General features: G+C 68.1%; 19 protein-coding genes. 6 read left to right on the top strand and 13 right to left on the bottom strand.

The annotated features are described in order from the left end of the window. Window positions 1-58: 58 nt before the first annotated feature. Window positions 59-2,521 carry a Tex family protein gene (locus LPN03_RS13895; protein ID WP_306987441.1) on the bottom strand — a complete coding sequence of 821 codons (2,463 nt, stop codon included), beginning with the start codon at window positions 2,519-2,521 and terminating at the stop codon, window positions 59-61. Between the two features lie 169 nt (window positions 2,522-2,690). Between LPN03_RS13895 and LPN03_RS13890 the strand changes: the two genes are divergently transcribed. After that, a complete protein-coding gene (locus tag LPN03_RS13890; protein WP_262454677.1) occupies window positions 2,691-3,329 on the top strand; it encodes a VOC family protein in 639 nt (212 codons plus the stop codon). A gap of 579 nt (window positions 3,330-3,908) precedes the next feature. Here LPN03_RS13890 and LPN03_RS13885 read toward each other — a convergent pair. Beyond that, window positions 3,909-4,688, bottom strand: coding sequence for a CPBP family intramembrane glutamic endopeptidase (locus tag LPN03_RS13885; RefSeq protein ID WP_262454676.1), 780 nt, complete (start codon window positions 4,686-4,688; stop codon window positions 3,909-3,911). A 59-nt stretch (window positions 4,689-4,747) separates the two neighbouring features. On the opposite strand from LPN03_RS13885, the gene LPN03_RS13880 reads away from it, so the two are divergent. Continuing rightward, complete coding sequence (locus LPN03_RS13880; RefSeq protein ID WP_262454675.1) at window positions 4,748-5,413, top strand: histidine phosphatase family protein; 666 nt, start codon at window positions 4,748-4,750, stop codon at window positions 5,411-5,413. Between the two features lie 33 nt (window positions 5,414-5,446). On the opposite strand, the gene LPN03_RS13875 is transcribed toward LPN03_RS13880, so the two are convergent. From LPN03_RS13875 to LPN03_RS13855, 5 genes are all read right to left on the bottom strand, one after another. Then, window positions 5,447-6,238, bottom strand: coding sequence for a DeoR/GlpR family DNA-binding transcription regulator (locus LPN03_RS13875; protein WP_262454674.1), 792 nt, complete (start codon window positions 6,236-6,238; stop codon window positions 5,447-5,449). Between the two features lie 107 nt (window positions 6,239-6,345). Further along, window positions 6,346-7,191 (bottom strand): class II fructose-bisphosphate aldolase, encoded by an 846-nt coding sequence (locus tag LPN03_RS13870; protein WP_262454673.1) that lies wholly within the window; start codon window positions 7,189-7,191, stop codon window positions 6,346-6,348. An 18-nt stretch (window positions 7,192-7,209) separates the two neighbouring features. Continuing rightward, on the bottom strand, window positions 7,210-8,235 hold the full coding sequence (locus LPN03_RS13865; protein WP_262454672.1) for a 1-phosphofructokinase family hexose kinase: 1,026 nt from the start codon (window positions 8,233-8,235) through the stop codon (window positions 7,210-7,212). After that, on the bottom strand, window positions 8,232-9,194 hold the full coding sequence (locus tag LPN03_RS13860; protein ID WP_262454671.1) for an ROK family protein: 963 nt from the start codon (window positions 9,192-9,194) through the stop codon (window positions 8,232-8,234). The genes LPN03_RS13865 and LPN03_RS13860 overlap by 4 nt, the downstream gene beginning before the upstream one ends. Before the next feature lie 7 nt (window positions 9,195-9,201). After that, window positions 9,202-10,113 (bottom strand): SIS domain-containing protein, encoded by a 912-nt coding sequence (locus LPN03_RS13855; RefSeq protein ID WP_262454670.1) that lies wholly within the window; start codon window positions 10,111-10,113, stop codon window positions 9,202-9,204. A 364-nt stretch (window positions 10,114-10,477) separates the two neighbouring features. Between LPN03_RS13855 and LPN03_RS13850 the strand changes: the two genes are divergently transcribed. Then, complete coding sequence (locus LPN03_RS13850) at window positions 10,478-15,073, top strand: endo-alpha-N-acetylgalactosaminidase family protein (protein ID WP_262454669.1); 4,596 nt, start codon at window positions 10,478-10,480, stop codon at window positions 15,071-15,073. A 339-nt stretch (window positions 15,074-15,412) separates the two neighbouring features. On the opposite strand, the gene hutI is transcribed toward LPN03_RS13850, so the two are convergent. Next, complete coding sequence (gene hutI, locus LPN03_RS13845) at window positions 15,413-16,615, bottom strand: imidazolonepropionase (RefSeq protein WP_262454668.1); 1,203 nt, start codon at window positions 16,613-16,615, stop codon at window positions 15,413-15,415. Window positions 16,616-16,750: 135 nt separating this feature from the next. Here hutI and LPN03_RS13840 point away from each other — a divergent pair, with 135 nt between their 5' ends. Beyond that, entirely contained in the window at window positions 16,751-17,392 is a 642-nt protein-coding gene (locus LPN03_RS13840; RefSeq protein WP_262454667.1) for a LysE family translocator, read from the top strand. Window positions 17,393-17,538: 146 nt separating this feature from the next. Then, window positions 17,539-18,186: a LysE family translocator gene (locus LPN03_RS13835; RefSeq protein WP_262454666.1), complete on the top strand. Its 648-nt coding sequence runs from the start codon at window positions 17,539-17,541 to the stop codon at window positions 18,184-18,186. A gap of 78 nt (window positions 18,187-18,264) precedes the next feature. Here LPN03_RS13835 and LPN03_RS13830 read toward each other — a convergent pair whose 3' ends face one another. The 5 genes from LPN03_RS13830 to tdh all read right to left on the bottom strand — a co-directional run bounded on the left by LPN03_RS13830 (window position 18,265) and on the right by tdh (window position 23,135). Further along, window positions 18,265-18,765 carry a Clp protease N-terminal domain-containing protein gene (locus LPN03_RS13830; RefSeq protein WP_262454665.1) on the bottom strand — a complete coding sequence of 167 codons (501 nt, stop codon included), beginning with the start codon at window positions 18,763-18,765 and terminating at the stop codon, window positions 18,265-18,267. A gap of 79 nt (window positions 18,766-18,844) precedes the next feature. Then, window positions 18,845-19,987 carry an NAD(P)/FAD-dependent oxidoreductase gene (locus tag LPN03_RS13825; RefSeq protein ID WP_262454664.1) on the bottom strand — a complete coding sequence of 381 codons (1,143 nt, stop codon included), beginning with the start codon at window positions 19,985-19,987 and terminating at the stop codon, window positions 18,845-18,847. 138 nt (window positions 19,988-20,125) lie between these two features. Continuing rightward, entirely contained in the window at window positions 20,126-20,611 is a 486-nt protein-coding gene (locus tag LPN03_RS13820) for a GNAT family N-acetyltransferase (RefSeq protein WP_262454663.1), read from the bottom strand. 170 nt (window positions 20,612-20,781) lie between these two features. Further along, complete coding sequence (locus LPN03_RS13815; RefSeq protein ID WP_262454662.1) at window positions 20,782-21,993, bottom strand: glycine C-acetyltransferase; 1,212 nt, start codon at window positions 21,991-21,993, stop codon at window positions 20,782-20,784. Between the two features lie 92 nt (window positions 21,994-22,085). Continuing rightward, window positions 22,086-23,135: an L-threonine 3-dehydrogenase gene (gene tdh, locus LPN03_RS13810; RefSeq protein WP_262454661.1), complete on the bottom strand. Its 1,050-nt coding sequence runs from the start codon at window positions 23,133-23,135 to the stop codon at window positions 22,086-22,088. A gap of 117 nt (window positions 23,136-23,252) precedes the next feature. On the opposite strand from tdh, the gene LPN03_RS13805 reads away from it, so the two are divergent. Beyond that, window positions 23,253-23,677: LysR family transcriptional regulator (locus LPN03_RS13805; protein WP_262454660.1), on the top strand; the 425-nt coding region annotated here is incomplete at its 3' end.

Raw genomic sequence — 23,677 nt, 5'->3', positions numbered from 1 at the left:
CGAACAAGTGCTGGACAAATCACGCAAATGGTGCCATGCGCTGAATGAGTGGATGATGCTACGGCTTCAGCCCCGCACGGCGCAGCGCCTCTGCCATGGCAGTGTTGGCCGGGGCCGGGGCCGCTGACTTGGCCGCGGCGGCTGGGGCAGTGCGTGACGGCGCGCCCTTGGCCCCCGCTGCCCGACCCTGGCGGGAGCCGCCCCCGGCGGCCGGCGAGGTGCGCGCCGGGGTCCGGGAGCCGGCGTCGTTCTTCCCCTTCCCGGCGGCAGCGTCCCCCGGCTGGTCATCCAGGCGCAGGGTGAGGGAGATCCGCTTGCGTTCCGGTTCTACCTCCAGGACCTTGACGCGGACCACCTGGCCGGACTTGACCACGGTCCGGGGGTCGGAGACGAAACTGTTGCTCATGGCGGAGACGTGGACCAGCCCGTCCTGGTGCACGCCGATGTCCACAAACGCGCCGAACGCCGCCACATTGGACACCGTCCCTTCCAGGATCATGCCGGGGCGCAAATCGGTGATCTTTTCAACGCCGTCGGCAAAGGTGGCAGTTTCGAAGCGGGGGCGGGGGTCGCGGCCGGGCTTTTGCAGCTCCGCCACGATGTCCGCCACGGTGGGCAGGCCGAAGGCGCCGTCCACGAAGTCCGCCGGGTTCACGGCCGCGACGGCGGGCACCCCGCCGGAGATTTCGGCCTTGCCGGCGCCCACGGCGGCAAGGATTTTGCGCGCCACGCCGTAGGCCTCGGGGTGCACGCTGGAGGCGTCCAGGGGCTCCGCTCCCCCGGTGATCCGCAGGAATCCGGCACACTGCTCAAAGGCCTTGGGGCCCAGCCGCGCCACCTTTTTCAGTTCCGAGCGCTTGCTGAAGGGCCCGTTTTCATTGCGGTGCGCCACGATGTTTTCACTGAGCAGGGGCCCGACGCCGGCCACCCTCGCCAGGAGCGCGGGCGACGCCGTGTTCAGGTCCACGCCCACGGCGTTGACGCAGTCCTCCACGACGGCGTCCAGCGAGCGTTCCAGCTTGGCCGGGGTGAGGTCGTGCTGGTACTGGCCCACGCCAATGGATTTCGGGTCGATCTTCACCAGCTCGGCGAGGGGGTCCTGCAGGCGCCGGGCGATGGACACGGCGCCGCGCAGCGAGACGTCCATGCCGGGCAGTTCGGCGCCGGCCAGGGCGGACGCGGAGTAGACGGAGGCGCCGGCCTCGGACACCACCAGCTTGGTGACCTTGCGCCCCGGATTCCGGCGCTTCAATTCGGCAACTAGTTCGGCCGCCAGCTTGTCGGTTTCCCGGCTGGCCGTGCCGTTGCCGATGGCGATCAGCTCCACCTGGTGCTTTTCCGCCAGGCCCGCCAGCGTTGCCAGGGCCTCGTTCCAGCGCTTCGCGGGGGCGTGCGGGTAAACGGTGTCGGTGGCGGTGACCTTGCCGGTGCCGTCCACCACGGCCACCTTGGTGCCTGTCCGCAGGCCCGGGTCCAGGCCGAGGGTTGCCTTGTTTCCGGCGGGTGCCGCCAGCAGCACGTCCCGCAGGTTCGCCGCAAACACGCGCACGGATTCCTCTTCGGCGCTTTGGAACAGGCGCACGCGCAGGTCAACGGAAAGGCGCGTCAGAATGCGGGTGCGCCAGGCGAGCCGGGCACCGGTCATGAGCCAGGCGTCCGCGGCACGGCCGGATTCGGCAATGCCCAGGGAGTGGGCCACGGCACTTTCATAACGGGCGCGGGCGGCTGCGTGAGCGTCGGCGTCGCGCGTGTCCGTTTCCGCCAGGTCCAGGGTCAGCACGCCCTCCTTTTCGCCGCGCAGCAGCGCCAGCACGCGGTGGCTGGGCAGCGTGTGCGGTGGCTGGGCAAAGTCAAAGTAGTCCTTGAACTTTTCGCCTTCCGACGCCTTCCCGGCCTTGACGGAGGAGCGCAGCCGGCCGGTTTTCCACAACCGTTCGCGCAATTCACCCACCAGGGCGGCGTCCTGCCCGGCGCGCTCGATCAGGATGGCCCGGGCGCCGGCCAGGGCGTCGTCGGCGGTGGCAATGCCGTGCCCGGCGTTCAGGAAACCGTCCGCGGTGACGGCCGGGGCCAGCGCCGCGTTCGCCAACAGGGAGTCCAGCAGGGGCTCCAGCCCGGCTTCGCGGGCGGCGTCGGCCTTGGTTTTCCGCGTGGACTTGTAAGGGAGGTAGAGGTCCTCAAGGTCGGACTTGCTCGCAGCAGCCTCAACGGCGACACGAAGTTCCGGCGTTAGCTTTCCCAACCCGTGAATGGTCTCCAGCACGGTGCGCCGCCGGGCCTCGAGCTCCCGCAGGTACCGCAGCCGCTCCTCCAAGGTGCGCAGCTGGGCGTCGTCCAGGGTCCCCGTGGCTTCCTTCCTGTACCGGGCAATGAACGGGACGCTGGCGCCGTCGTCCATCAGGGCCACGGCGGCGCGGACCTGCGCGGCCCGCACGCCCAGTTCGGCGGCAATCGCGGCGGCAATGCGGGCCTCCTGGGCGGCGGCGTCGGGCAGGGACAGGGGAGCTTGGGAATCAGTCACCCTCCAATTCTGCCCCACGACGGCGGCCGCGTTCGCGCCGCGTTCGCGCCGTGGCCGCGCCGCGTCCGCGCCGTGGCCGCGCCGTGGCCGCGCCGTGGCCGTCAGACATCCCATGTGGCTTAGGACACGCTAAGTCGAGCGGCCGATCACAAAGTGCCAAGATGAACGCATGCGAATGGATCATGTTTCTTACGCCTGTGAATCAGATGGATTGGCTGCCACCACGGAGCGAATCGCCACCGCCCTCGGGGTCGATGCAGTGCGTGGCGGAGTCCACCCGCGCTTCGGCACCCGCAATATGATCATTCCCCTCCTGGACCACCACTACCTGGAGGTCGTGGAGGTGCTTGACCACCCCGCCTCGGACAAGGCGCCGTTTGGCCAGGCCGTCCGGGCCCGCTCCCAGGCCGGCGGCGGCTGGATGGGCTGGTGCGTCGCCGTGGATGATCTCACCCCCTTCGAGGAACGCCTGGGCCGCAGCGCCGTCCCCGGCAACCGCAAGTTCCCCGACGGCCGCGAACTGGTCTGGCAGCAGATCGGCATCAAGGGCCTCATTGCCGACCCCCAGGTGCCCTACATGCTCAAGTGGGAGGGAGACCCGTCCCTGCACCCGTCCCTGGCCCGCCCCTCAACGGTCCGGCTGTCCTCGCTGACCATTGCCGGCAGCGCCGAACGCCTCACCGAGTGGCTGGGCGAGCCCGTGGAGCAGCCGCTCGAGGACGTGACGGTGGAGTGGATCGCGCCCCGCGGCACGCCGGGCATCATGTCCGTCACCTTTGACACGGCGCACGGCCTGGTCACGATCTAGCCTTTACGAAGCCATTTCGGCGGGCCCGACGGCGGCACCCACCCATTGCGGGAGGGTGCCGCTTTCGTGTGTCCCGACCACGGCCCGCCCTCGAGTCAGCAGCGATGGCGGCTTAGACCCGCGCTAAGCCGCCATCGCTGCATACTGGCCGGACGGTCGGTGCCGCATGGGGACGTTTCAGCCGCAATCAGCCGAGTCCGGGGGCACCGCCGCGCGGGTGCGTCATGGGGACCCGAGTGTACAGATTCGGCGACACGCTATGTTGCCTGGGCGCCGAGTGTACAGATTCGGCGACACGCGGCCGCCCCGACCCACCCGATCTGTACACTCGGGGACGAGGCTTGGCGCCGACCCACCCGAACCGTACACTCGGCGAGGATGCTTGGCGCCGAGTGTACAGATTCGGCGCCACGCGGCCGCCCCAACCCACCCGAACCGTACACTCGGCGACGAGATGCGCACCGTCCGCCCGCGGCCCGCCCTCGAGTCAGCAGCGATGGCGACTTAGGCCCGGGCTAAGCCGCCATCGCTGCATACTGACCGCGCAGTCAGGGCCACCCGCGGACATTTCAGCCACGCTCAGCCGAATCCGAGGGCCGGGCCCAGCGTGAATGCGGCAATGTCCACCAGGGAGTGCGCCACCACCAGCGGCATGACGCGCCCATACTTTTTGTACAGCCAGCAAAACAGCAGCCCCATCGCAAAGTTCCCCACGAACGGCCCGAACCCCTGGTACAGGTGGTAGCTGCCGCGGATCAAGGAGCTCGCCAGGACGGCAACAAGCGGCGTGAAACCTATCCGCTCCAGCCGGTCCAGCAGCCAGCCCACCATGACCACTTCCTCCAGCAGTCCGTTGTGGATGGCGGAGAGCACCAGCACCGGCACCGTCCACCAGTACTGGTTCAGCGCACTCGGGATGATCTCCGTGGTGATCCCCAGCGCCCGCCCCGCCGCGTACAGCCCCAGCGACGGCACGCCAATCACCACCAGCAGGCCCAGGGCGCCGAGCCCGTCCCGGACGGGGCGCCGAAAGTCCAGCCCGATCCGGCGGAACACCGATTTTCCGGGCTCGGCGAGCAAATAAAACACCAAAAACACCGGCACCAGGGCAAAGAAAATATCCAGGAGCTGGTACGTCAGGTCAAAAAATTCGCGGTTGCTGCGCACCACATTCAGCGTGGACGTGCCCTGGGCAATGGGCGCCCGCGACATCTTGTCCAGCAGCTGCACCACCGAATACACCGCCGACTGTCCCAGCGAGAGCCCCAGCACCAGCAGCACCTCAAACACCAGGCGGCGCCTGTCCCGTTTCGCCAGTACGACGCCGGCGCCTCCCGGGCCGGGCTGATTTTCACTCATGCCCTCCATCATGCCCTGCCTGCGGCCTGATTTCGCGGCGGCCGGGCTAGGCTCGGGGTATGAGCGCCCCACGCCAGATCATCATGGTCCGCCACGGACAGTCGGCCGCCAATTTCGACCAGTCCATTTACAACAGGATCCCCGATTACCGGATCCCCCTGACCGAGCAGGGACTGGCGGAGGCCGCGGCGGCCGGCGAACAGATCCGCCGGCGCCTGGACGGGCAGAAGGTGTGCGTGTACGTTTCCCCGTACCTGCGCGCCTACCAAACCCTGGAGGCGCTCAAGCTCGGAGACCTGGTGGAGCGCACCGTGGAGGAGCCGCGGCTGCGTGAACAGGACTGGGCCAACTTTCAAAATCCTGCGGAAATTGCGGACCAGAAGGAGCTGCGCAACGCGTACGGCCATTTCTTCTACCGCTTCCGCGAGGGGGAATCGGGCTCGGATGTCTATGACAGGGTCTCCTCCTTCATGGAAACCCTGTACCGCCACTGGTCCAAGCCGGACTATGCCCCCAACACGCTGCTGGTGACGCACGGGCTCACCATGCGGCTGTTTTGCATGCGCTGGTTCCACTGGTCCGTGGAATACTTCGAGTCGCTGAACAACCCGGGCAATGCCGAGGTGCGGGCGCTGGTCGGCAGCGGCGGCAGCTACCTGCTGGATACGCCGTTTGAGCAGTGGACCGCGGCCGAACCTGGCACCACGGTGCTGGATTCGCTCTAAACCCCGGCGTGCCCCGGCCGTCAGCGCACCAGCTTACGCGTCCGGACCCACGATGACTTCAGTGCCCGCATCCTGGAAGGCCGCCAGCTGCGCGTCCGTGATGCCGGAGTCGGTGATGAGCTTGTGGAAGCGGTGGTCCTCCATGGTGGCAAAGGCGCGCTGGCCAATCTTGGACGAATCCGCCAGCATGTAGGCCACCGACGCACGGCGGGCCATGCGCGAATTCACCGACGCCTCACCCTCGTCGTTGATGGTGGGACCGGTGCCGGGTTCAATGCCGTTCACGCCGATGAACGCAATGTCCAGCGCCACCTTTTGCAGGATGGAATCGGCGTACGGGCCCACCAGCTCGTAGGAGCGGGGGTTGAGGACGCCGCCGGTGACCATGATCTTGAAGTTGGGCCGGATGGCCAGCTGCGCGGCGATGTTGATGGCGTTCGTGACCACCGTCAGCGTGGGCCGGTTGGACTGCTCCATGAGGTCCTCGCGGGTCGAGAGGACCTGGGCCAGCGCCGTGCTGGTGGTCCCCCCGCACAGGCCGATGACGGCGCCCTTCTGGATCAGCCCGCTGGCAGCCAGGGCAATGCTGTGCTTCTGCGCCGCGTGGTCGTCCCTGTTGTAGCGGCCGGGCAGGTCGTAGGAGACGGAGCCGGAGGTCGCTCCCCCGCGGGTCCGGGTCAGCAGGCGCTCGTTGGCCAGCGAGTCCAGGTCCCGCCGGGCCGTGGCCGGGGAAACGCCGAGCTTGCCCACAATCTCGTCGACTTCCACCTGTCCGTCGGCAGCGAGGATGTCCAGGATTGCTGTCAGCCGTTCGGTGCGGTTCATGAAACGCCTCCCTTGGAGAATGCATGGAAAAACAAAGGCCGCGGACGACGGCGGTGCCTGGCCCGGGCGGCCGCGGCCGCTTCCAGCCGGCTGGGGTTGCGGCCGGGCTAGTGCCGCGCGGCGCCCGCAAACAAAGCTAGCAGTCGGGCCACTTCGGGCACCAATGCGGCACGGCCGGCGCCCAGGTATTTGCGCGAGTCCACCACGGCCGGATGGGCGTCCAGGTACTCGCGCACGGCCCGGGTGAAGAAGCCGTTCAGGTGCGTGGAGACGTTGATCTTCGTCATGCCGGCGACAATGGCTGCCACGATGTTCGCATCCGACACCCCGGAGGAGCCGTGCAGCACCAGGGGCACGTCCAGCGCCGCCGAAAGTTCCGCAATCCGATCCAGATTCAGCGCGGCGGAGCGCTCGGTCATGGCGTGGGAGGACCCCACCGCCACGGCGAGCGCGTCCACGCCGGTGGCGGCGACGAAAGCGGCTGCTTCGGCCGGGTCGGTCAGCACGCCGGGTGCGTGGGCTCCGTCCTTGCCGCCCACCTTGCCGAGCTCGGCCTCAACGTATACGCCGCGTTCGTGTGCGTAGGCGGCCACCCGCGCCGTGGACTCGACGTTGGCGCCGTATTCCAGGTGGGCGCCGTCGTACATGATGGAGCCGAAGCCCAGGTCCACGGCCTGCATGGCCAGTGTCACGGATTCGGCGTGGTCCAGGTGCACGGCCACGGGCACGGACGCCTTGCGGGCGGCGGCCAGGGAGGCCAGCGCCACGGGCTCCAGCCCGCCGTGGAACGTGGCGCAGTTTTCGGAAATCTGCAAAATCACCGGCAGCCCGGCAGCCTCGGCGCCGCCAATCAGCCCCTCGAGCGTCTCGAGGTGGATGACGTTGAAGGCGCCCTGCCCGGAACCTGCCGCGGCGGCCTGGTCCATGATGGTGCGCGTGTTGGTCAATGCCATGAAATAAGTCCTTGTGCGTCAGTGGTCGGTGATGATGAGTTGTGCGGCCAGCTCGGCGTGCCGGGGGGAAATTTCCCCGGCACCGGGCATGAGCACGGCGGCGGCGCTCCAGGCCGTGGCGCGGGCCAGGATCTCCCGCAGTTCCGTGACGCCGTTGGCGAGTGCGACGGCGGCCGCGCTCACCGCCGCGTCCCCGGCCCCCGTGGGGTTCCCGGATAGGGGTGCAGGCAGCCTGGCCTGCAGGTAGCCGGGCCGGCCGGCTTCGAAGGCGAGCATGCCCTCCTCCCCCACGCTGACCAGGACGCGCCGGGCGCCCAGGTCCATGAGCTTGCGGGCGGCCGCCACCAGGTCCGTCTCACCCACGGCGTCCATGAGCTCGTGGTTGTTGGGCTTGAGCAGGTCCGCACCTGCCCGCGCCGCGGCGAGGATCCCGGCGCCGGAGGTGTCAATGATGGCGGGGACGCCTGCGTTGTGTGCCAGCGCCACCAGCCCCGGGTAGAAATCCTCCGGCGCCTGCTCCGGGAGGGAGCCTGAGCCCACCAGCACGCCCGGGCGGGCACCGGCGTCGTCCGGGTTAAAGCCGGCCTTGCCACTCCCGTCCGGCAGGGCGCCTGCCAACTGCCGGACGACGGCGGCGCTCAGGGCTTGCCATTCCGCCTCCGTCAGCGCGGGGCCGGCCTCGTTGAAGATGCTGGTCTGCCCGGCCGCGGTGTCCACCAGGGCAATGGTGCGGCGGGTTTCCGCCGCCACGGGGACCAGGTCGTGCGCGATGCCCGAGGCGTCGAGATCCGCCCGGAGCTGCGCCCCCGTGGTGCCCCCTGCCGTGGCGATGGCGAGGGTGGGAAAGCCCAGCTGGTGTGCCACGCGGGACACGTTCAGGCCTTTGCCGCCCGCGCGGTGGAGGGGCACGGGGACGCGGTGCGAGGCACCGAGTTCCACGCCCGCCACGGTGTAGGTGACGTCGACGGCGGCATTGGGCGTGACTGTCAGCACCAGCGGGCCGGGGCCGTCCACGCCCGGGCCGTTGAGGCCGGGGGCGCTCATCGCTCCCCTGCCGTCAGCAGGGAGCGGGCCTTGAGCGCGGAGCCGATGAGGCCGGCGTTCTCGCCCAGGGCTGCGTGCAGGTAGGCGGGGCGGGGCTGGAAGGTGAGCAGTGCATCCACCTTGCTGGCCAGCGGCGTGAACAGGGCATCCCCTGCCATGGACAGCCCGCCGCCCAGCACCACGGTGTCGGTGCCCAGCATGGCCACGCACTGGGCCACGCTGAACGCCAGGGCGTCCACCGCCTCGCTCCAGATGCGGCGCGCTGTTTCATCCCCGGCGCCGGCGCGCTTGAGCACCTCGCGGGCGCCATCCACGGGGGTGGCAGTGGCCTCCGTGTAGCGGCGGGCGATGGCGCCGGCCGAGGCCCGGGACTCGAGGATCTGCAGGGTGCCGTCGGCGGCGGGGACCAGCGCATGGCCAATTTCCCCGGCGTAGCCGGCGCCCTGGATGCGGCGGCCGTCGCAGGAAAACGCACCCGCAATGCCCGTGCCGATGACCAGCACGGCCACGTTGGCCCTGCCTGCAGCGGCACCGATCCGGAATTCGGCTTCCCCCGCCATGCCCACGTCGTGGCCAAAGGCCACGGGCAGGCCCAGCGCAGCCGTGAGGGTGGCCGTGAACGGGAAGTCCCGCCAGCCGAGGTTGGCTGAATACACCCCCACGCCCGCTGCCTCATCCACGATGCCGGGCACCGTGACGCCCACGGCGGCGATGGCCGTTTCCGGATGGGCCTCCCGGTACTGGCCCACCAGTTCCACGATCCGGGCGCACACGGTCTCACCTGACCGGCCGCCGTCGAGCGGGGTGGGGTGGCGCTGGAGGTCTTCGACGTCGTGGTTGGAGATGCCCGGTTCCCCGCGCACCAGGCCCACCTTCATGTCAGTGCCGCCCACGTCAAAGGCCAGCACAGCGCTGGCCGGGACGGTCCCCGCCCGGCCCACGGCCCCCGGTCCCCGCACCAAGGCCTTAGGCCTGCCCGGACAGGATGACGGAGCGGGTCAGGTTGCGCGGCAGGTCGGGGTTCATGCCGCGGGCACGGGCACGTTGAAGGGTGACGCGGTGCACGCGGGCCAGCTCCGCCAGCGGGTGCACGCTGCGGTTGAGGTACAGCGCGCCGGTCTTGGCCATGTCCGCATCCAGGCCCTCGGGCTGCTCGCCAAACATCCAGGTGACACGGTTCGGGGCAGCAATGGAGATGGGTCCGTGGCGGTATTCCTTGGCGGGGTAGGATTCCGTCCAGCCCTGCACGGCCTCCCGCATTTTCAGACCGGCCTCATGGGCCAGGCCCACAGTCCAGTTGGTGCCAAGGAAGGTGAACTGCTCGGCGTCGATGAGCTCCTGCTCCACGGGGGCCGTTACGGCCGTCTTGGCGTCCTCGATGGCGGCGGTGAGGTCCACGCCCACGCTGGTGAGCAGGTAGGCCAGGGCGGTGGTGGCGAAGCGGGTCTGCACCACGGACTTCTCATCGGCGTAGGGAAGCTCGACGACGGCGTCGGCCAGCGTCATGATCGGCGAGGTGGTGTCGCCCACCAGTGCCACGGTGCGGATGGTGCCCTTGATGGCCGTCAGGATTTCCAGCACCTCGGTGGTGGTGCCGGAGCGGGTGATCGCAATGACGGCGTCGTAGCCGCGGGCTTCACCGAGGAAGGCCTCCGAGGCGGCGAAGGCATCCGTGACGCCCTTGCCGGCAGTTTCCCGGGCGGCAGCGTAACTTTGTGCCATAAACCAGGAGGTGCCGCAGCCAATCACGGCAACGCGCTCGCCGTCCGCGGGCAGCAGCGTTTCCGTCTGGGCCTGCGCGATGGCCCTGGCCCAAACCTCCGGCTGGCTGGTCAGTTCGGCTTCCATGAACGGGCCAAGGGCGGTGTTTTCACTCATGTTCTGCGTACTCCTTGAAGTGGCGGGCCCCGGAGGCACTGGGCGGCCCCGGACTTGCCCGCTAGATGCATTGTATGCTCCCCAGCCTACCATGAAATGATCATTGATGATTAAAACAATAGATAAACAATCATGTTAACGCCATGGGCTCGTGAGGAAACACTGCCCCGCAAGCGTCACGGCGCGAAAATCCCGATCTTGTAATCCACGCCACAACCGTGGAATACTCGACGCTGTTATGCATAACAATGCTTCGGGCTGCCACCCGGACCGGCAACCCCGGCCAGGATGGCAGCCCGGGCACCCCGTCCCAGGCAGCAGTCCGGGGCACCCTTGCAATTACCTTCCCGCAAAGGACAACCACGTGAAATCCCCGCAACCCTGCAAGACGACGGCCCCGCCGCCGCATCTTCGCCTGACGCTGCACCGCGCCACCGCCGCCGCGGCCACGCTGGCACTGCTGGCTTCCCTGAGCGTCGGCATTGGGGCCGCCGCCCAGGCCGCCCCGGACAGCTCCGGCGTGCCCATTTCCCCCTCCCAGTACACGCTGATCGGCGCTGATTCCCAGTCCCCCGCCTACCCGGCCCCGCCCGCACTGGACGGAACGGCCGCCGGCGCCTTCGACAACGACTACTCCTCGCAGTGGACGGTGGCCTACACGGTGGTCAACGGCGTGGGCGTTGCCGCCCCGCTGCCCCACTGGATCTCCTGGGACGTGGGCGGCTCCTTCACCCTGACGGGCCTCGACTACTCCGTCAAGAACCAGTCCAACGGCCCCGTCAAGAACTACCAGGTCTTCGCCACGAATGACGCCGCCGTGGCGAACGACCCGGCCGGCAACTGGGGCGCTCCCGTGGCCAAGGGCACCCTGGTCCAGCCCACCTCCAACACCCAGGTCCAGACCATCCTCTTCGACAGCCCGGTCAAGGCCCGCTACGTAAAGTTTGAGGCGGACAGCACCATCAACGGCAGCAACAATGTCTCAGCCTCGGAGCTGCGCGTCCGGGCCACGGGGGACACCACCCCTGCGCCTGTGCCCCCGGCCCCGCCCGCGGATCCGGCCACGCCCGTCACCATCAGCAATGGCAAGGGGCTGGACGTCGCCGTCGGAAAGGAATTCCCCCAGGTGGTCTCCTACTCCCTGGACGGGAAGTCGCTGGCCGGCCAGGCGGACAAGCTCAGCAATTTTTCCCTGAACGGCAAGAACTACGCGGCCACCACCACCATGACGGCCAGCGGGGCCACGGCCACGTACAGTTCAACGTTTGCTGACTTCCCCAACCTGACCATTGAGTCCTCGCTGACCGCCACCGCGGCGAACACGGTGGAATTCGCGGTCACGAAGATTTCCGGCAGCGCCGCGGCCACCGTGGACCAGCTGGCCATCCCCAACCAGTCGCTGGTGTCCGTGGACTCCGGCGACCCGCACTCCCAGCTGGCCCGGACGAAGATCTCCACCGACTCCACCACCACGGCTGACCAGTTCACCGCAGTCACCGCCGCCACCAAGGCGGACAAGGCCGACGTCGGCACCCCCTACGGCTTTGTCAGCAACTCCCAGCTCTCCGCCGGGCTGATGACGAACGCCACGGACGATGCCGCCCAGGATTCCACCACGAACTGGAACTCGCGGCTGCAGTCACGGATTATCGACGCCGGCAACGGCGCCAAGCGGGCCGAACTCTCCGTGGGCAACTACACCTACGCAGCCAAGGGCGCCACCGATCCGCGCGTGCAGTTCTACACGCTGCCCAAGACCACCGTGGTGCTTTCCTCGGATGCCAACAATGACGGCAATGTCACCTGGGAAGACGGCGCCATCGCCTACCGGAACGCCATGACCGCGCCGGCCGGCGCCAGCCGAGTTCCCGAGCGCGTGGTCCAGCACATCCCGTTCAACTTTGCCTCCCAGGCCACCAACCCGTTCCTGAAGACCCTGGACAACGTCAAGCGGATTTCCCAGTCCACGGACGACCTGGGCCAGTGGGTCCTGGAGAAGGGCTACGCGAACGAGGGCCACGATTCGGGCCACCCTGACTACGGCGGAGACTACAACACCCGCGCCGGCGGCCTGGCGGACTTGAACACTCTCGCGTCCTCCAGCGCCGCGTACAACGCCGACATGGCGGTGCACGTCAACGTCACGGAAGCCTACCCGCAGGCCAAGAGCTTCAGCTCCGGCATGATCTCCGGCCAGGTCAACGGCTGGGACTGGCTGAACCAGTCGTACCACATTGACCAGCGCAACGACCTTGGCACCGGCGCCATCCTGGACCGCTTCGCCGAGCTCCGCAAGGAAGCCCCCGGCATCAAGACGGTCTACATTGACGCCTACTACTCCAGCGGATGGCTCTCCGACCAGCTCGCCACGCAGCTGCACAAGATGGGCTTCGAGGTGGCCACGGAATGGGCGTACAAGTTCGAGGGCAACTCCATCTGGTCGCACTGGGCCAATGACAAGAACTACGGCGGTGCCACAAACAAGGGCATCAACTCCAACATTGTCCGCTTCATTGCCAACACCCAGCGCGATGTCTGGAACACGGACCCGCTGCTGGGCGGCGCGCAGCTGAAGGACTTTGAGGGGTGGACGGGCCAGGACAACTGGAACAACTTCTACAACAACATCTTCGTGAACAACCTGCCCACCAAGTTCATCCAGCACTTTGACGTGACCAACTGGGACTTTGGCAAGTCCGCCACGCTCACTGACGGGGTCGCCATCAAGATGGTCAATGGCCAGCGCCAGATCACCATGGGCAACGCCGTGGTGCTCGACGGCGGCACCTACCTGCTGCCGTGGCAGGACGCCGTGGACAACAGCCAGACCACCTCGCCACTGCACGCCGACAAGATGTACTTCTACTCGGCAGCCGGCGGCACCACCACGTTCACGCTGACCAGCCAGTTCGCGAACAAGCGCAACTTCACGCTGTACAAACTCACCGACCAGGGCCGCACCAAGGTGGCCGACGTCATCAACAGCAACGGCACCGTGACGCTCACCGGCGACAAGGGTGTCCCGTACATCCTGGCCCCGAACGGCGACCAGCCCGTGAACAAGGCCGCCAACTACGGCGACGGCTCCCTGCTGGTGGACCCGGGCTTCAACGCCGGCAACCTCGATGCCTGGAACCCGACCGGCGGCGCCGCCACCGCACGCACAGCGACAGGTGACAATGTGGCGGTGCTGGGGAACTCGGCGTCGTCCATCTCGCAGTCCGTGAAGAAGCTGGAAGCGGGCAAGAAGTACACGCTGAGCGCCAACGTGGAGATAGCCGCGGGCAGCCGCCGCGCCGTCACGCTGGGGGTGGCCGGGACCGGCCTGAGCGCCGCCAACACCTTTGACATCACCCCGCAGCAGAACATGGTGGCGGCCGATGCCAAGCAGGGCACGTACTCGCAGCGGGCCTCGGTGCAGTTCACCGCACCCGTCAACCACAAGGTGGACGTGTCAATCAGCGCCGTGGCCGGTGCCGCGGCCGTGACCTTGGACGACGTGCGCATCATGGAGGACACCACGACGCCGGTGGCCGTGCCCGCGGGCAGCCCGGGCACGCTGGTGGCCAGCGCCAACTTCGAGGGCAACCAGCCCGGCTGGGGCCCGTTTGTGAAGGGCGACGCCGGCGGATCGACAGACCCGCGCACCAGCATCAGCGACCTGCACGCGCCGTACACCCAGAAAACCTGGAAGAACACGTACAGCCCGTACAACTCGGGTTCGCTGAACGGGCAGGCCGTCGATGACGTGCTGAACGGGGACCACTCGCTGAAGGCGCACGAGGAAAACACCGGCCTGGTGTACCGCACGGTGCCGGCCACGGTGCCGTTCACGGCCGGGCATTCCTACACGGTGTCCTTCAAGTACCAGACGAACATTGCCGGGCAATGGCAGTGGGTCACGGGCGCGGACACCGTTGCCAACGGCAAGCTGACGTCCAAGGACCTCAAGGACGAAGCCATGGCCCCGGCCCTGGACACCACAACGTACTCGCGGACGTTCACGGCAGGCTGCGGCGACAACTGGGTGGGCCTGCGCAAGACCGGCGCTGCCAACGGCGCCGACTTTGTCCTGGACGACTTCACCGTCACGGACCTCGGCGCCGTCAGCGGCGGCGCGGCCTGCGCTTCCGTGGCAGGGCCCGCCAACGCGGACCTGAACCCAGGCACCACGAACAGCTTCGTGACAACGTTCACCAACAACGAGGCCACGGATGCCACGAACGTCGCCATGTCGCTGGGCACGCTGCCCGCCGGCTGGAGCGCCCAGGTGGCCACCGCTGGCGGAAACCTGGTGGGCACCGTCAAGCCGGGCGCCACGGCCACGACCACGTGGATCATCACCACGCCGGCCGGCGCCGCGGGCACAACGGCGGCAATCCACCCTTCGGCAACGTACTTCAATGACTGCGCCACCAAGACCGTCGATTCTGATTCGAACCTGGCCGTCGCCACCCAGGCGATGGTGCCGACGTCGGGCATGAAAGCGAGCGCCGACTCGGAGAACCTGACGTCCGGCCCCGCCGAGGGTCCGGCAGCCAACGTGCTTGACGGCGACGCCGGGACCATCTGGCACACCCAGTACGATCCGACCATCACCAGCTACCCGCACTGGCTGCAACTTGACCTGGGCGGCACCTTCACCGTCAACGGCTTCGGCTACCAGGGCCGCCAGTCAGGCGGGCAGAACGGAAAGGTGAAGGACTACACCATCTCCACCTCGATGGACGGCAGCACCTGGACCCAGGTTGCCGCCGGCAGCCTGGTGGACACCACTGCGATGCAAAACGTCGCGTTCCCCGCGGTGCAGGCCAAGTTCGTGAAGTTCACGGCGATCAACGCGCTCAACGGCCAGCCGTTCGCGGCGGCCGCGGAGATGCGGGTGTACGGCACCGGCGGCTCCGTGGCCTCCGGCTTCGACCCGGCCACGCGCCCGGCGGACACGGCGTGCACACCGTAGCCTGACCCGCTGCTCGAGCAGCGGGGACCCAACCCCGTTGCTCGGGCTGGGCCCACGGGCGCGAGGGACCCGCCGCGAGCTTGCGAGCGGTGGGAGCGCCTGGGGACGAGCTCTGCGAGCGCGTCGAGACCACAAGGCCCCGGCGGTTGGCTTGTCGAAACCCGGTTTTTACGGAACTCGACAGGCCAACCGCCGGGGCCTTCGCCGTTGAGGTTGGAGATCACCACCTCCCCGGCCGTTGAGGTTGGAGATCACCACCTCCCCCATGGCAGATGAGCGGTGGTTATCTCGAATCTCAACGGGGGGAGGCGTGGTTATCTCGAATCTCAACGAAGCGGGTTAGACGACGACGCCGGCGCGCCACACCTGGTGCGTGAGCGGCATGCCCGGGCGGTACGCCAGATGGGTGGCGGAGGGCGCGTTGAGCATGTGGAGGTCGGCGCGGTGCCCGACGGCGATGGACCCCACCGCCCGCTTTCCGTCCTCGTCGGTGCCTGTTTCGCGGCCCAAGGCCAGCGCGCCGCCCCAGGTCGCGGCCCGGACAGCCTCGTGCACGGAGAGTCCCATCTGCAGCACCGCCGTGGTCACGCAGAACGCCACGGAGGAAGTGTAGGAGGTGCCGGGATTGCAGTTGGAGGCAATGGCCAGCTGCACACCGGCATCCAGCAGCCGCCGAGCGGGGGCCAGGGGCTGGCGCGTGGACAGGTCGCATGCCGGCAGCACCGTGGCAACGGTCCCCCGCGCACCTGTTCCGCCGTCCCAGCCGGACCACGACTGCGCCAGGAGGTCAAAGTCGCTGTCCGCCAGAAAGTTCACGTGGTCAACGCTGGCCGCGCCAAACTCCACGGCGAGCGCAGTCCCTGCGCCAGGGCCCAGCTGGTTGCCGTGCACGCGCAGGCCCAGCCCGGCCTCGCGGCACGCCGTAAGCACGGCCCGGGACTGCTCCGGCGTGAACGCGCCGGTCTCGCAAAAAACGTCGGCCCAGGACACATATGGCCGCACAGCGCGCAGCATCTCCCCGCAGACCAGCTCCGTGTAGGCATCGGCGTCCATGCCGGCCGGGACCAGGTGGGCGCCGAGGTAGGTGACCTCGTCGGCCACGGTGGAGGCGATGCGGGCGCTGCGGGCCTCATGCTCCACGTCCAGCCCGTATCCTGTCTTGGTCTCCAGATAGGTGGTGCCCTGCGACGCCGCCTCCGACACCCGGCCCAGCGCCATCCGCGTGAGCTCGTAGTCGCTCGCGGCCCGCGTGGCATTCATGGACACCGCGATCCCGCCAGCGCTGTAGCTCTCCCCGGCCATCCGCGCCTCAAACTCGGCCGTGCGGTCGCCCGCAAAAATCAGGTGCGTGTGCGAGTCCACCCACCCCGGCAGCACGGCCCGGCCCTGCGCGTCGGTGGCGGTGTCGGCGGCGGGCGCGTTCCCGGCGTCGCCAATCCAGGCGATCCGCTCCCCCTCCAGCACCACGGCGGCATTGCGCAGCGTGCCGAGTTCTCCGTCCTGGGTCATCAGTTCGCCGATGTTGGTGATTAGTTCGCTCATGCCCTTAGCGTACGACGGCGGCTGGCCGGCCTGCGCTTGAGTCCGGCGGGCCGCGTCTGGCATCTCAGACAACAAAGCTTTCGCTCGGCTCCCCCGTGTTCGCGCCCACCCCGGCGATGCCGGAGAATGGACTCCATGACCCTGGTTTCCCTCATTGGCTTTGCCGGCCTCTGCCTCATGCTGGCCCTCATCCCCGGCCCGGACACCTTCTTGGTGCTGCGCATTTCCCTCAGCAACGTCCGCTCCGGAATCGCCGCCGGGCTTGGCTCGGGCACGGGCACGCTGGTCTGGGCCGCCCTGGTGGGCCTCGGCCTGGCCGCCATTTTGGAGCAGTCCGCCGAGGTGTTCCGCTGGATCAAGATTGCCGGCGGGGTTTACCTGCTGTATCTGGGCGTCTCCTCATTTTTGAAGGCCCGCAAGGCCGCCAAGGAAGGCATGGCGGCCGACGGCGGTCAGGAGCCGCTGCGGTATTCCAAGCGGGCAGCCTACGGCTCAGGCCTGCTGTCCACCCTGCTCAACCCCAAGGTGGGCCTGTTTTACCTGGCCGTGGTGCCCCAGTTCATCCCGCACAACGGCAACACGCTGGGCATGGCGATGATCCTGGGCGTCACCCTGTGCATTATCGGGACGCTGTACCTGACCACCATTGCCATCCTGTCCTACAAGGCCATGAAGTGGCTGCGCAAGCCCAAGGTGAACAAGGCCATTGAGCGCGGCAGCAGCGCCGTGCTGGCAGTGCTGGGCGTGGGCGTGGCTGCCTCCGGAGCCACCAGCTAACCGGCGCAACGAGCCAGCGCAAGGCTGGGGCAACGCTGACGCAACGCTGACGCAAGGGCAGCGCCGCACCGGCGGCCGGGCCCCTCAGCGAACAGCTTGCTGCTCCCCGTTGCACGCGCCACCCGGGGTGCCGGAGAATTGCACCCATGACCATTCTTTCGCTGCTGGCGTTCGCAGGCCTGTGCCTGCTGCTTTCCGTCACGCCCGGGCCGGACACCTTCCTGGTGCTGCGCATCGCACTGGGCCGTGCCAGTGCAGGAGTATCCGCCGCGGCGGGTTCCGCAGCGGCTTCCGTGGCCTGGGCCGCCCTGGTGGGCGTGGGGCTCGCGGCCATCGTGGAGCAGTCTGCCGAAGTGTTCCGCTGGGTGAAAATTGCCGGCGGCATCTACCTGGTCTATCTGGGCGTCTCCTCCTTCCTGAAAACCCGGAAGGCCGCGAAGGCAGGCCTGGCGGAAGGGCCGGAGGCACCCGCGACGGAACGCCCCTACAGCCGCTGGGCCGGCTTTGCGGCGGGCGCCCTGTCCACCCTGCTCAACCCCAAAGTTGGCTTGTTCTACCTTGCCGTGGTGCCCCAGTTCATTCCCCACGGCGGCAACACGCTAGCCACGGCCATGGTCCTGGGCGTGCTGGAGGCAGTCATCGCCTTCGCCTACCTCGCAGCCGTGGCCGCCGTCGCGTACAAGGCCATGAAGTGGCTGCGCCGGCCCAAGGTCAAAACCGGCCTGGAACGGGCCAGCAGCGGCATCATCACGGCCCTCGGCGTAGGCGTCATGGCCTCCGGTGCCGCCAGCTGAGCGGCGCTGGAGTTCGGGCTGCCGGCCGCGCAGCCGGCGGCGACCATCTCGGGTAGCCCGGGGCCCATCTTGATCAGCTCAGCCGGGCGTCGGCGGGGTATCGCTGCCTGTTGCCCCGCCTTGACCAGCCGATCGCCCCCGCGTAAGCGCCGCCATTACACGCGTTTGCGCACTGCCCCGATCCGCACCTGCATCGGCCAGCGCCTGATCCAGGCGGTCGCCATGGACACTCAGCACCCCGAACAACAGGTGCTTGATCCCGACGTGGTCGTAATGAAGCTCCTGCGCAATGCGTTGCGCCGCCTTGAGGGCGTCCAAAGCCCCGGGGGTGAATGGCATTGATTCTGACCTATTTGGCGGACCAGGGGCGGCGAAACGCATTATCGCGACACGCACCTCCTCAGGCCAGACGCCCAGCGCCGTTTGCACCGCGTCCGGTTCAGCGTGCAAAAGCCCCAATAATAGATGCTCGGGACCGATATACGAGTCATGCATCATCACCGTTGACAATTCCTGAGCCAGGATCACCACCCGCACAGCCCTGTCGGTGTGGTTGCCAAACTCCGTCGACCGTCCCATGCCCCTAGGGTAGCCTTCGCGGCGCGTCAGTACCACGGCCGTGAGAACAGCCCTCAGAACCCAAGCAACGGAATTGCCGCTATCCCAGCCCCGTACGCTGGGGGCTGAGCGCGCCGGCCAGCCAGCCGTCGTCGTCCGTCAGTGTTCCGGTCAGCAGCCCGGCGGCCAGCGTGGCGAGGGCCGCGGAGGTCTGGATGCCGTAGCCCCCCTGCCCGGCCAGCCAGAAAAGGTTGGGCACGTCCGCGTCGAAGCCCACCACGGGCAGGCCGTCCGCCGGCTGGGTGCGCAGCCCCGTCCAGGACCGTTCGACGCCGGTGATCCCCACCGTGGTGACCTCGCCGATGCGGTGGATGAGCTCGGCGATGTCCTCATCCACCACCTGCGCGTCACCGGGCTCAGCGGGGACGGACTCGCAGGGCGAGATGAGCAGGTGGCTGCCGTCGGGGCGGTAGTAAAACGATTCGTCGGCCGGTTCCACCATGGGCCCGGTCGGGTCCACCGGGTGTTCCGTGGAAACGATGGCCACGCTGCGCCGGTGCGGCTGCAATCCCCGCGGGCGGGCGCCGAACTGGGCGGCCACGACGTCCGCCCAGGCGCCGGCGGCGTCCACCAGGGTCCCGGCCGTGATGGAGTGCCGTCCCGCGGTGACGTGGAAACGGGTGGGCTGGCCTTCCGTGGCGGCGTCCTCCGTGTCCGTCCCCCCGGCCGGCTCGGGCGCAACCACTTCGACGGCGGTGACGGGTGCACCTGTCAGCACCATGGCTCCGGTGCCGATGGCCTGCCTGCGGTAAAACTCCAGCAGCGCCGGCACGTCCACCTCCATGGCCGTGCCGTCCAGCGCGGATGCCTCAAATGTTTCAGGCCGCAGGTCGGGGCTGCGCTCCATGGTTTCGCTGTGCGTGAGCATTTCCAGGTTCGCATTGGCCGCAACCAGGGCGGCCACCTCCGTTTCGGTTCCCAGCGTCAGCATTGCCCGGGGCACCAGGATGGGCGCAGGGAGCCGTTCGGAGATGCCCTCCACCATGGCAATGCTCCGGCGGGTCAGCTCCTGGATGGCTTCCGGTCCGTAGCTGGGCTGCATCTGGCGGGCCGAGCGCGAGGACGTGTGGTACGCCAGGGACCCCTCCGCCTCCACCAGCACCACCGAACGGGACGGGGACAGCCGCCAGGCCAGGGAGAGCCCAGCAACGCCGCCGCCAACTATGAGTACGTCACAATCCATAGCGCCATCGTGGCACAGCAGCGTCCGTGCACAAAAATGGTGCCACCCCGGATCGATGTCGCAGCAGTTGGACCGAGTCCAGGCAAAACCGACGATTTCCGTCCAACTACTGCGATCTCCCTTGCGGCGGGACCGTCGCTAGAGTTCCTGGAACATCACGTGCAGGCCCACCAGTCCGTGCTCCGGATGGTCAAAGGCGCCTGGGACCGTCCCGATGATTTGGAAGCCGATTGACTGCCACAAGTGGACGGCCGGCAGGTTGGTCTCAACAACAGCATTGAACTGGATGCCTCGATAGCCCTCGCTGCGCGCCCAGCCGAGCACATACTCGCCCAGGGCCCGTCCCACACCCTGGTCCCGGTGCCGTGGATCCACCAGGAAGGAGGCCGTGGCAATGTGCCCTCCGCGCCCTGGCCGGTTGGGGCCCATTTTGGCCGAGCCGACAATCTCCCCTGCGGCGACGGCCGCCACCGTCTGCCCGGGCGGTTGCTCCATCCACCACGGCCGGGCCTCCTCGAGCCCCTGGCCCTCGGGAAAGGCGTAGCTGCGGCCATCCTTCATGGTGGCACTGTAGAACCCGAAAATGGCTGGCCAATCCTTGTCCGTGCACTCCCTGATCTCCATGGGTTCCAGCTTAACTGCCCGGTGGGGACCCCCGGCGCCGGCGCAAAGTCGAGTACGGGCGGAGTCAGGTGAAGTCAGGTGAAGTCAGGTGAAGTCAGGTGAAGTCAGGTGGAGTCAGGTGAAGTCAGGCCGGATTCACCCCGGATTCAGGCGCGGACCGGGCCGGCCGGCTAGCTGGCCCCGCCCCGGGCGGCAACGAACGCGCTGACGCACGCCTCGACGTCGTCCGCGCTGTGGGCAGCGGAGAGCTGGACCCGGATCCGGGCGGCGCCGCGCGGCACCACGGGGAAGCTGAAGGCCGTGACGTACACGCCGTGCGCCAGCATGGAGTCGGCCACGCGGGCGGCCTCCACGGCGTCGCCGAACATGACGGGAACGATGGCGTGCTCGCCGGGCAGCAGCTCGAAGCCTTCCTCGGACATGCGGCGGCGGAACAGCGCGGCGTTTTCGAAAAGGCGCGTGCGCAGTTCGGCGGAGCCGGCCACCAGTTCCAGGGCCTTGAGCGTGGCGGCGACAATGGCCGGGGCCAGCGAATTGGAGAACAGGTACGGGCGGGCCTTCTGGCGCAGCATGGCAACGATTTCGCCGCGGCCGGAGACGTAGCCGCCGGACGCGCCGCCCAGGGCCTTGCCGAAGGTGCCGGTGTAGATGTCGACACGGTCGGAGACGCCGGCGTGCTCCGGGGTTCCGGCCCCCGTGGCACCCATGAAGCCCACTGCGTGCGAGTCGTCCACCATGACCAGCGCTCCGTACTTGTCCGCCAAGTCGCAGATGGACTCCAGCGGTGCCAGGAAGCCGTCCATGGAGAACACTCCGTCGGTGACGATGATGGTCCGCCGGGCCCCGCCGCCGTCGTTCATGGCAGCCGCAGCCTGCAGCTGGACCTCAAGGTCCGCCATGTCCTGGTTGGCGTAGCGGAAGCGGGCGGCCTTGGACAGGCGGATGCCGTCAATGATGGAGGCGTGGTTCAGGGCGTCGGAAATGATGGCGTCCTCCGCGCCGAACAGCGATTCAAACACGCCGCCGTTCGCGTCAAAGCAGGAGGAGAACAGGATGGTGTCCTCCGTGCCCAGGAACTTCGAGACCGCAGCCTCCAGTTCCAGGTGCAGGTCCTGCGTGCCGCAAATGAAGCGCACGCTGGCCATGCCGAAGCCGTGGCTGTCCATGGCGCCCTTGGCGGCCGCGATGATCTCCGGGTGGTCGGCCAGGCCCAGGTAGTTGTTGGCGCAGAAGTTCAGCACGGGGGCCGTTGCGCCATCCAGGGGCCCGGCCGTCACGTGGCTGGACTGGGCGGAGGTGATTTGGCGTTCGGTCTTGAACAGCCCGGCGGTGCGGATTTCGTCCAGCTCTGCGGTGAGCTGGCCTTTAAGGGAGGTGTACATCGGGACTCCTGGTGGGTGGGAGGGGCGGAAGGAGGACGACGGCGGAAGGCGGTTCCGCCGTCGTCCTCGCCGGGTGGCTGGAAGAACGGTGGCTAGGAAAAGACGGACCAGTCAAGGACCACTTTGCCACCGCGGCCGGACTTGGCGATCTCAAAGGCCTGCTCCCATTCGGTGGCGGGCAGGCGGTCGGTGACCACGGAGGCCACGGCGGTGCGCAGCACGGGGTTGGAGGAGAGCATGGCGGACATGGCGTACCAGGTCTCGAACATTTCGCGGCCGTAGATGCCCTTGAGCGTGAGCATGTGCGTGACCACCTTGCCCCAGTTGATGTCGATGGACTCGCTCGGCAGGCCCAACATGGCGATGCGGCCACCGTGGTTCATGTTGTCGATCATTTCCGGCAGGGCGGTGCGGTGGCCGGACATTTCCAGGCCGACGTCGAACCCCTCGCGCATGCCGAGCTCGCGCTGGGCGTCCTTGAGGCGGGTGGTGGCGACGTTGACGGCCAGGTCGGCGCCCATGGAGGCGGCCATGGCCAGGCGCGGCTCGGAGATGTCGGTGATGGCGATCTTGCGGGCCCCGGCGTGTCGGGCAACGGCCACGGCCATCAGGCCGATGGGGCCCGCGCCGGTGATGAGCACGTCCTCCCCGACCAGGCCGTAGCTGAGGGCCGTGTGGACGGCGTTGCCGAGGGGATCGAAGATGGCGCCCAATTCCGGGGTGATTGAGGGGTCGTGGTGGACCCAGACGTTGGATTCGGGGATCACCACGTATTCGGCGAAGGCGCCGTCGCGCTGCACGCCCACGGAGATGGTGTTGATGCACATGTGGCGGCGGCCGGCACGGCAGTTCCGGCACATGCCGCAGACCACGTGGCCCTCGCCGGAGACCTTGTCGCCCACCTTGACGTCATGGACGTCCGCGCCCACTTCCACCACTTCGCCGTAGAATTCGTGGCCCGCAATGAGCGGGGCCTCGATGTTGGCGGCAGCCCAGGCGTCCCATGCCAGGATGTGCAGATCTGTGCCGCACAGGCCTGTGGCGGCCACCTTGATTTTGACCTCGCGGGTGCCGGTTTCCGGCTCGGGGCGGTCGACGAGTTCGAATCCTGCGTGTGCGCCGGACTTGTACAGAGCTTTCATGGGCGACTTTCCTGTTTTGGTGGTTGACTGTATCCATTACAGCCCCGGCAACCATTTAGCACAATCGAATTTTGCTCCATCATCGATTAAGTGAATGCTAAATGGTACGCTGGCGGCGTGGAATTACATCAACTGCAGATGCTGCGCGAGCTCGGCGAGCTGGGCAGCGTCAAGGCTGTCGCGGAAACCCTGTCCGTGACGCCCTCTGCCGTGTCCCAGCAGATTTCCCTGCTCCAGCGCCAGGTGGACACCCCGCTCACGCGCAAGGACGGCCGGAACCTGGTGCTCACGGAGGCCGGGCAGGTGCTGGCGGACGCCGGCGCGGAGGTCATCAACGCCATGGCCACGGCACAGGCAGCCATCGGCGCGTACCAGCACGACGCCCGCGGCACCGTCACCGTCAGCGGCTTCCACAGCGCCGGCCAGGCGCTCTTCGCCCCGCTGGTCCGCCGGCTGGCTTCCCTGCGCCGGGACGCCGGCATGCGGGAAACGCCGTTCGCGGACGACGGCGGCGGGCAAGGTCTGGCGGGCGGGCCCGGCTT

Origin of the sequence: Arthrobacter sp. A2-55 (assembly GCF_025548615.1) — a bacterium.
Classification (GTDB): Bacteria; Actinomycetota; Actinomycetes; order Actinomycetales; family Micrococcaceae; genus Specibacter; species Specibacter silviterrae.
The sequence above is the reverse complement of the archived record's forward strand: the minus strand, read 5'-3'. Positions and strand labels throughout refer to the sequence as shown.

Bases quoted from the DNA above. Each gene is read 5' to 3' on its own strand.
- LPN03_RS13820 (WP_262454663.1), bottom strand. From the start codon at position 20,611: ATGGAGATCAGGGAGTGCACGGACAAGGATTGGCCAGCCATTTTCGGG.
- LPN03_RS13890 (WP_262454677.1), top strand. From the start codon at position 2,691: ATGCGAATGGATCATGTTTCTTACGCCTGTGAATCAGATGGATTGGCT.
- LPN03_RS13855 (WP_262454670.1), bottom strand. From the start codon at position 10,113: ATGAGTGAAAACACCGCCCTTGGCCCGTTCATGGAAGCCGAACTGACC.
- hutI (WP_262454668.1), bottom strand. From the start codon at position 16,615: ATGAGCGAACTAATCACCAACATCGGCGAACTGATGACCCAGGACGGA.
- LPN03_RS13885 (WP_262454676.1), bottom strand. From the start codon at position 4,688: ATGAGTGAAAATCAGCCCGGCCCGGGAGGCGCCGGCGTCGTACTGGCG.
- LPN03_RS13840 (WP_262454667.1), top strand. From the start codon at position 16,751: ATGACCCTGGTTTCCCTCATTGGCTTTGCCGGCCTCTGCCTCATGCTG.
- LPN03_RS13865 (WP_262454672.1), bottom strand. From the start codon at position 8,235: ATGAGCGCCCCCGGCCTCAACGGCCCGGGCGTGGACGGCCCCGGCCCG.
- tdh (WP_262454661.1), bottom strand. From the start codon at position 23,135: ATGAAAGCTCTGTACAAGTCCGGCGCACACGCAGGATTCGAACTCGTC.
- LPN03_RS13880 (WP_262454675.1), top strand. From the start codon at position 4,748: ATGAGCGCCCCACGCCAGATCATCATGGTCCGCCACGGACAGTCGGCC.
- LPN03_RS13830 (WP_262454665.1), bottom strand. From the start codon at position 18,765: ATGGGACGGTCGACGGAGTTTGGCAACCACACCGACAGGGCTGTGCGG.
- LPN03_RS13875 (WP_262454674.1), bottom strand. From the start codon at position 6,238: ATGAACCGCACCGAACGGCTGACAGCAATCCTGGACATCCTCGCTGCC.
- LPN03_RS13815 (WP_262454662.1), bottom strand. From the start codon at position 21,993: ATGTACACCTCCCTTAAAGGCCAGCTCACCGCAGAGCTGGACGAAATC.
- LPN03_RS13870 (WP_262454673.1), bottom strand. From the start codon at position 7,191: ATGGCATTGACCAACACGCGCACCATCATGGACCAGGCCGCCGCGGCA.
- LPN03_RS13825 (WP_262454664.1), bottom strand. From the start codon at position 19,987: ATGGATTGTGACGTACTCATAGTTGGCGGCGGCGTTGCTGGGCTCTCC.
- LPN03_RS13835 (WP_262454666.1), top strand. From the start codon at position 17,539: ATGACCATTCTTTCGCTGCTGGCGTTCGCAGGCCTGTGCCTGCTGCTT.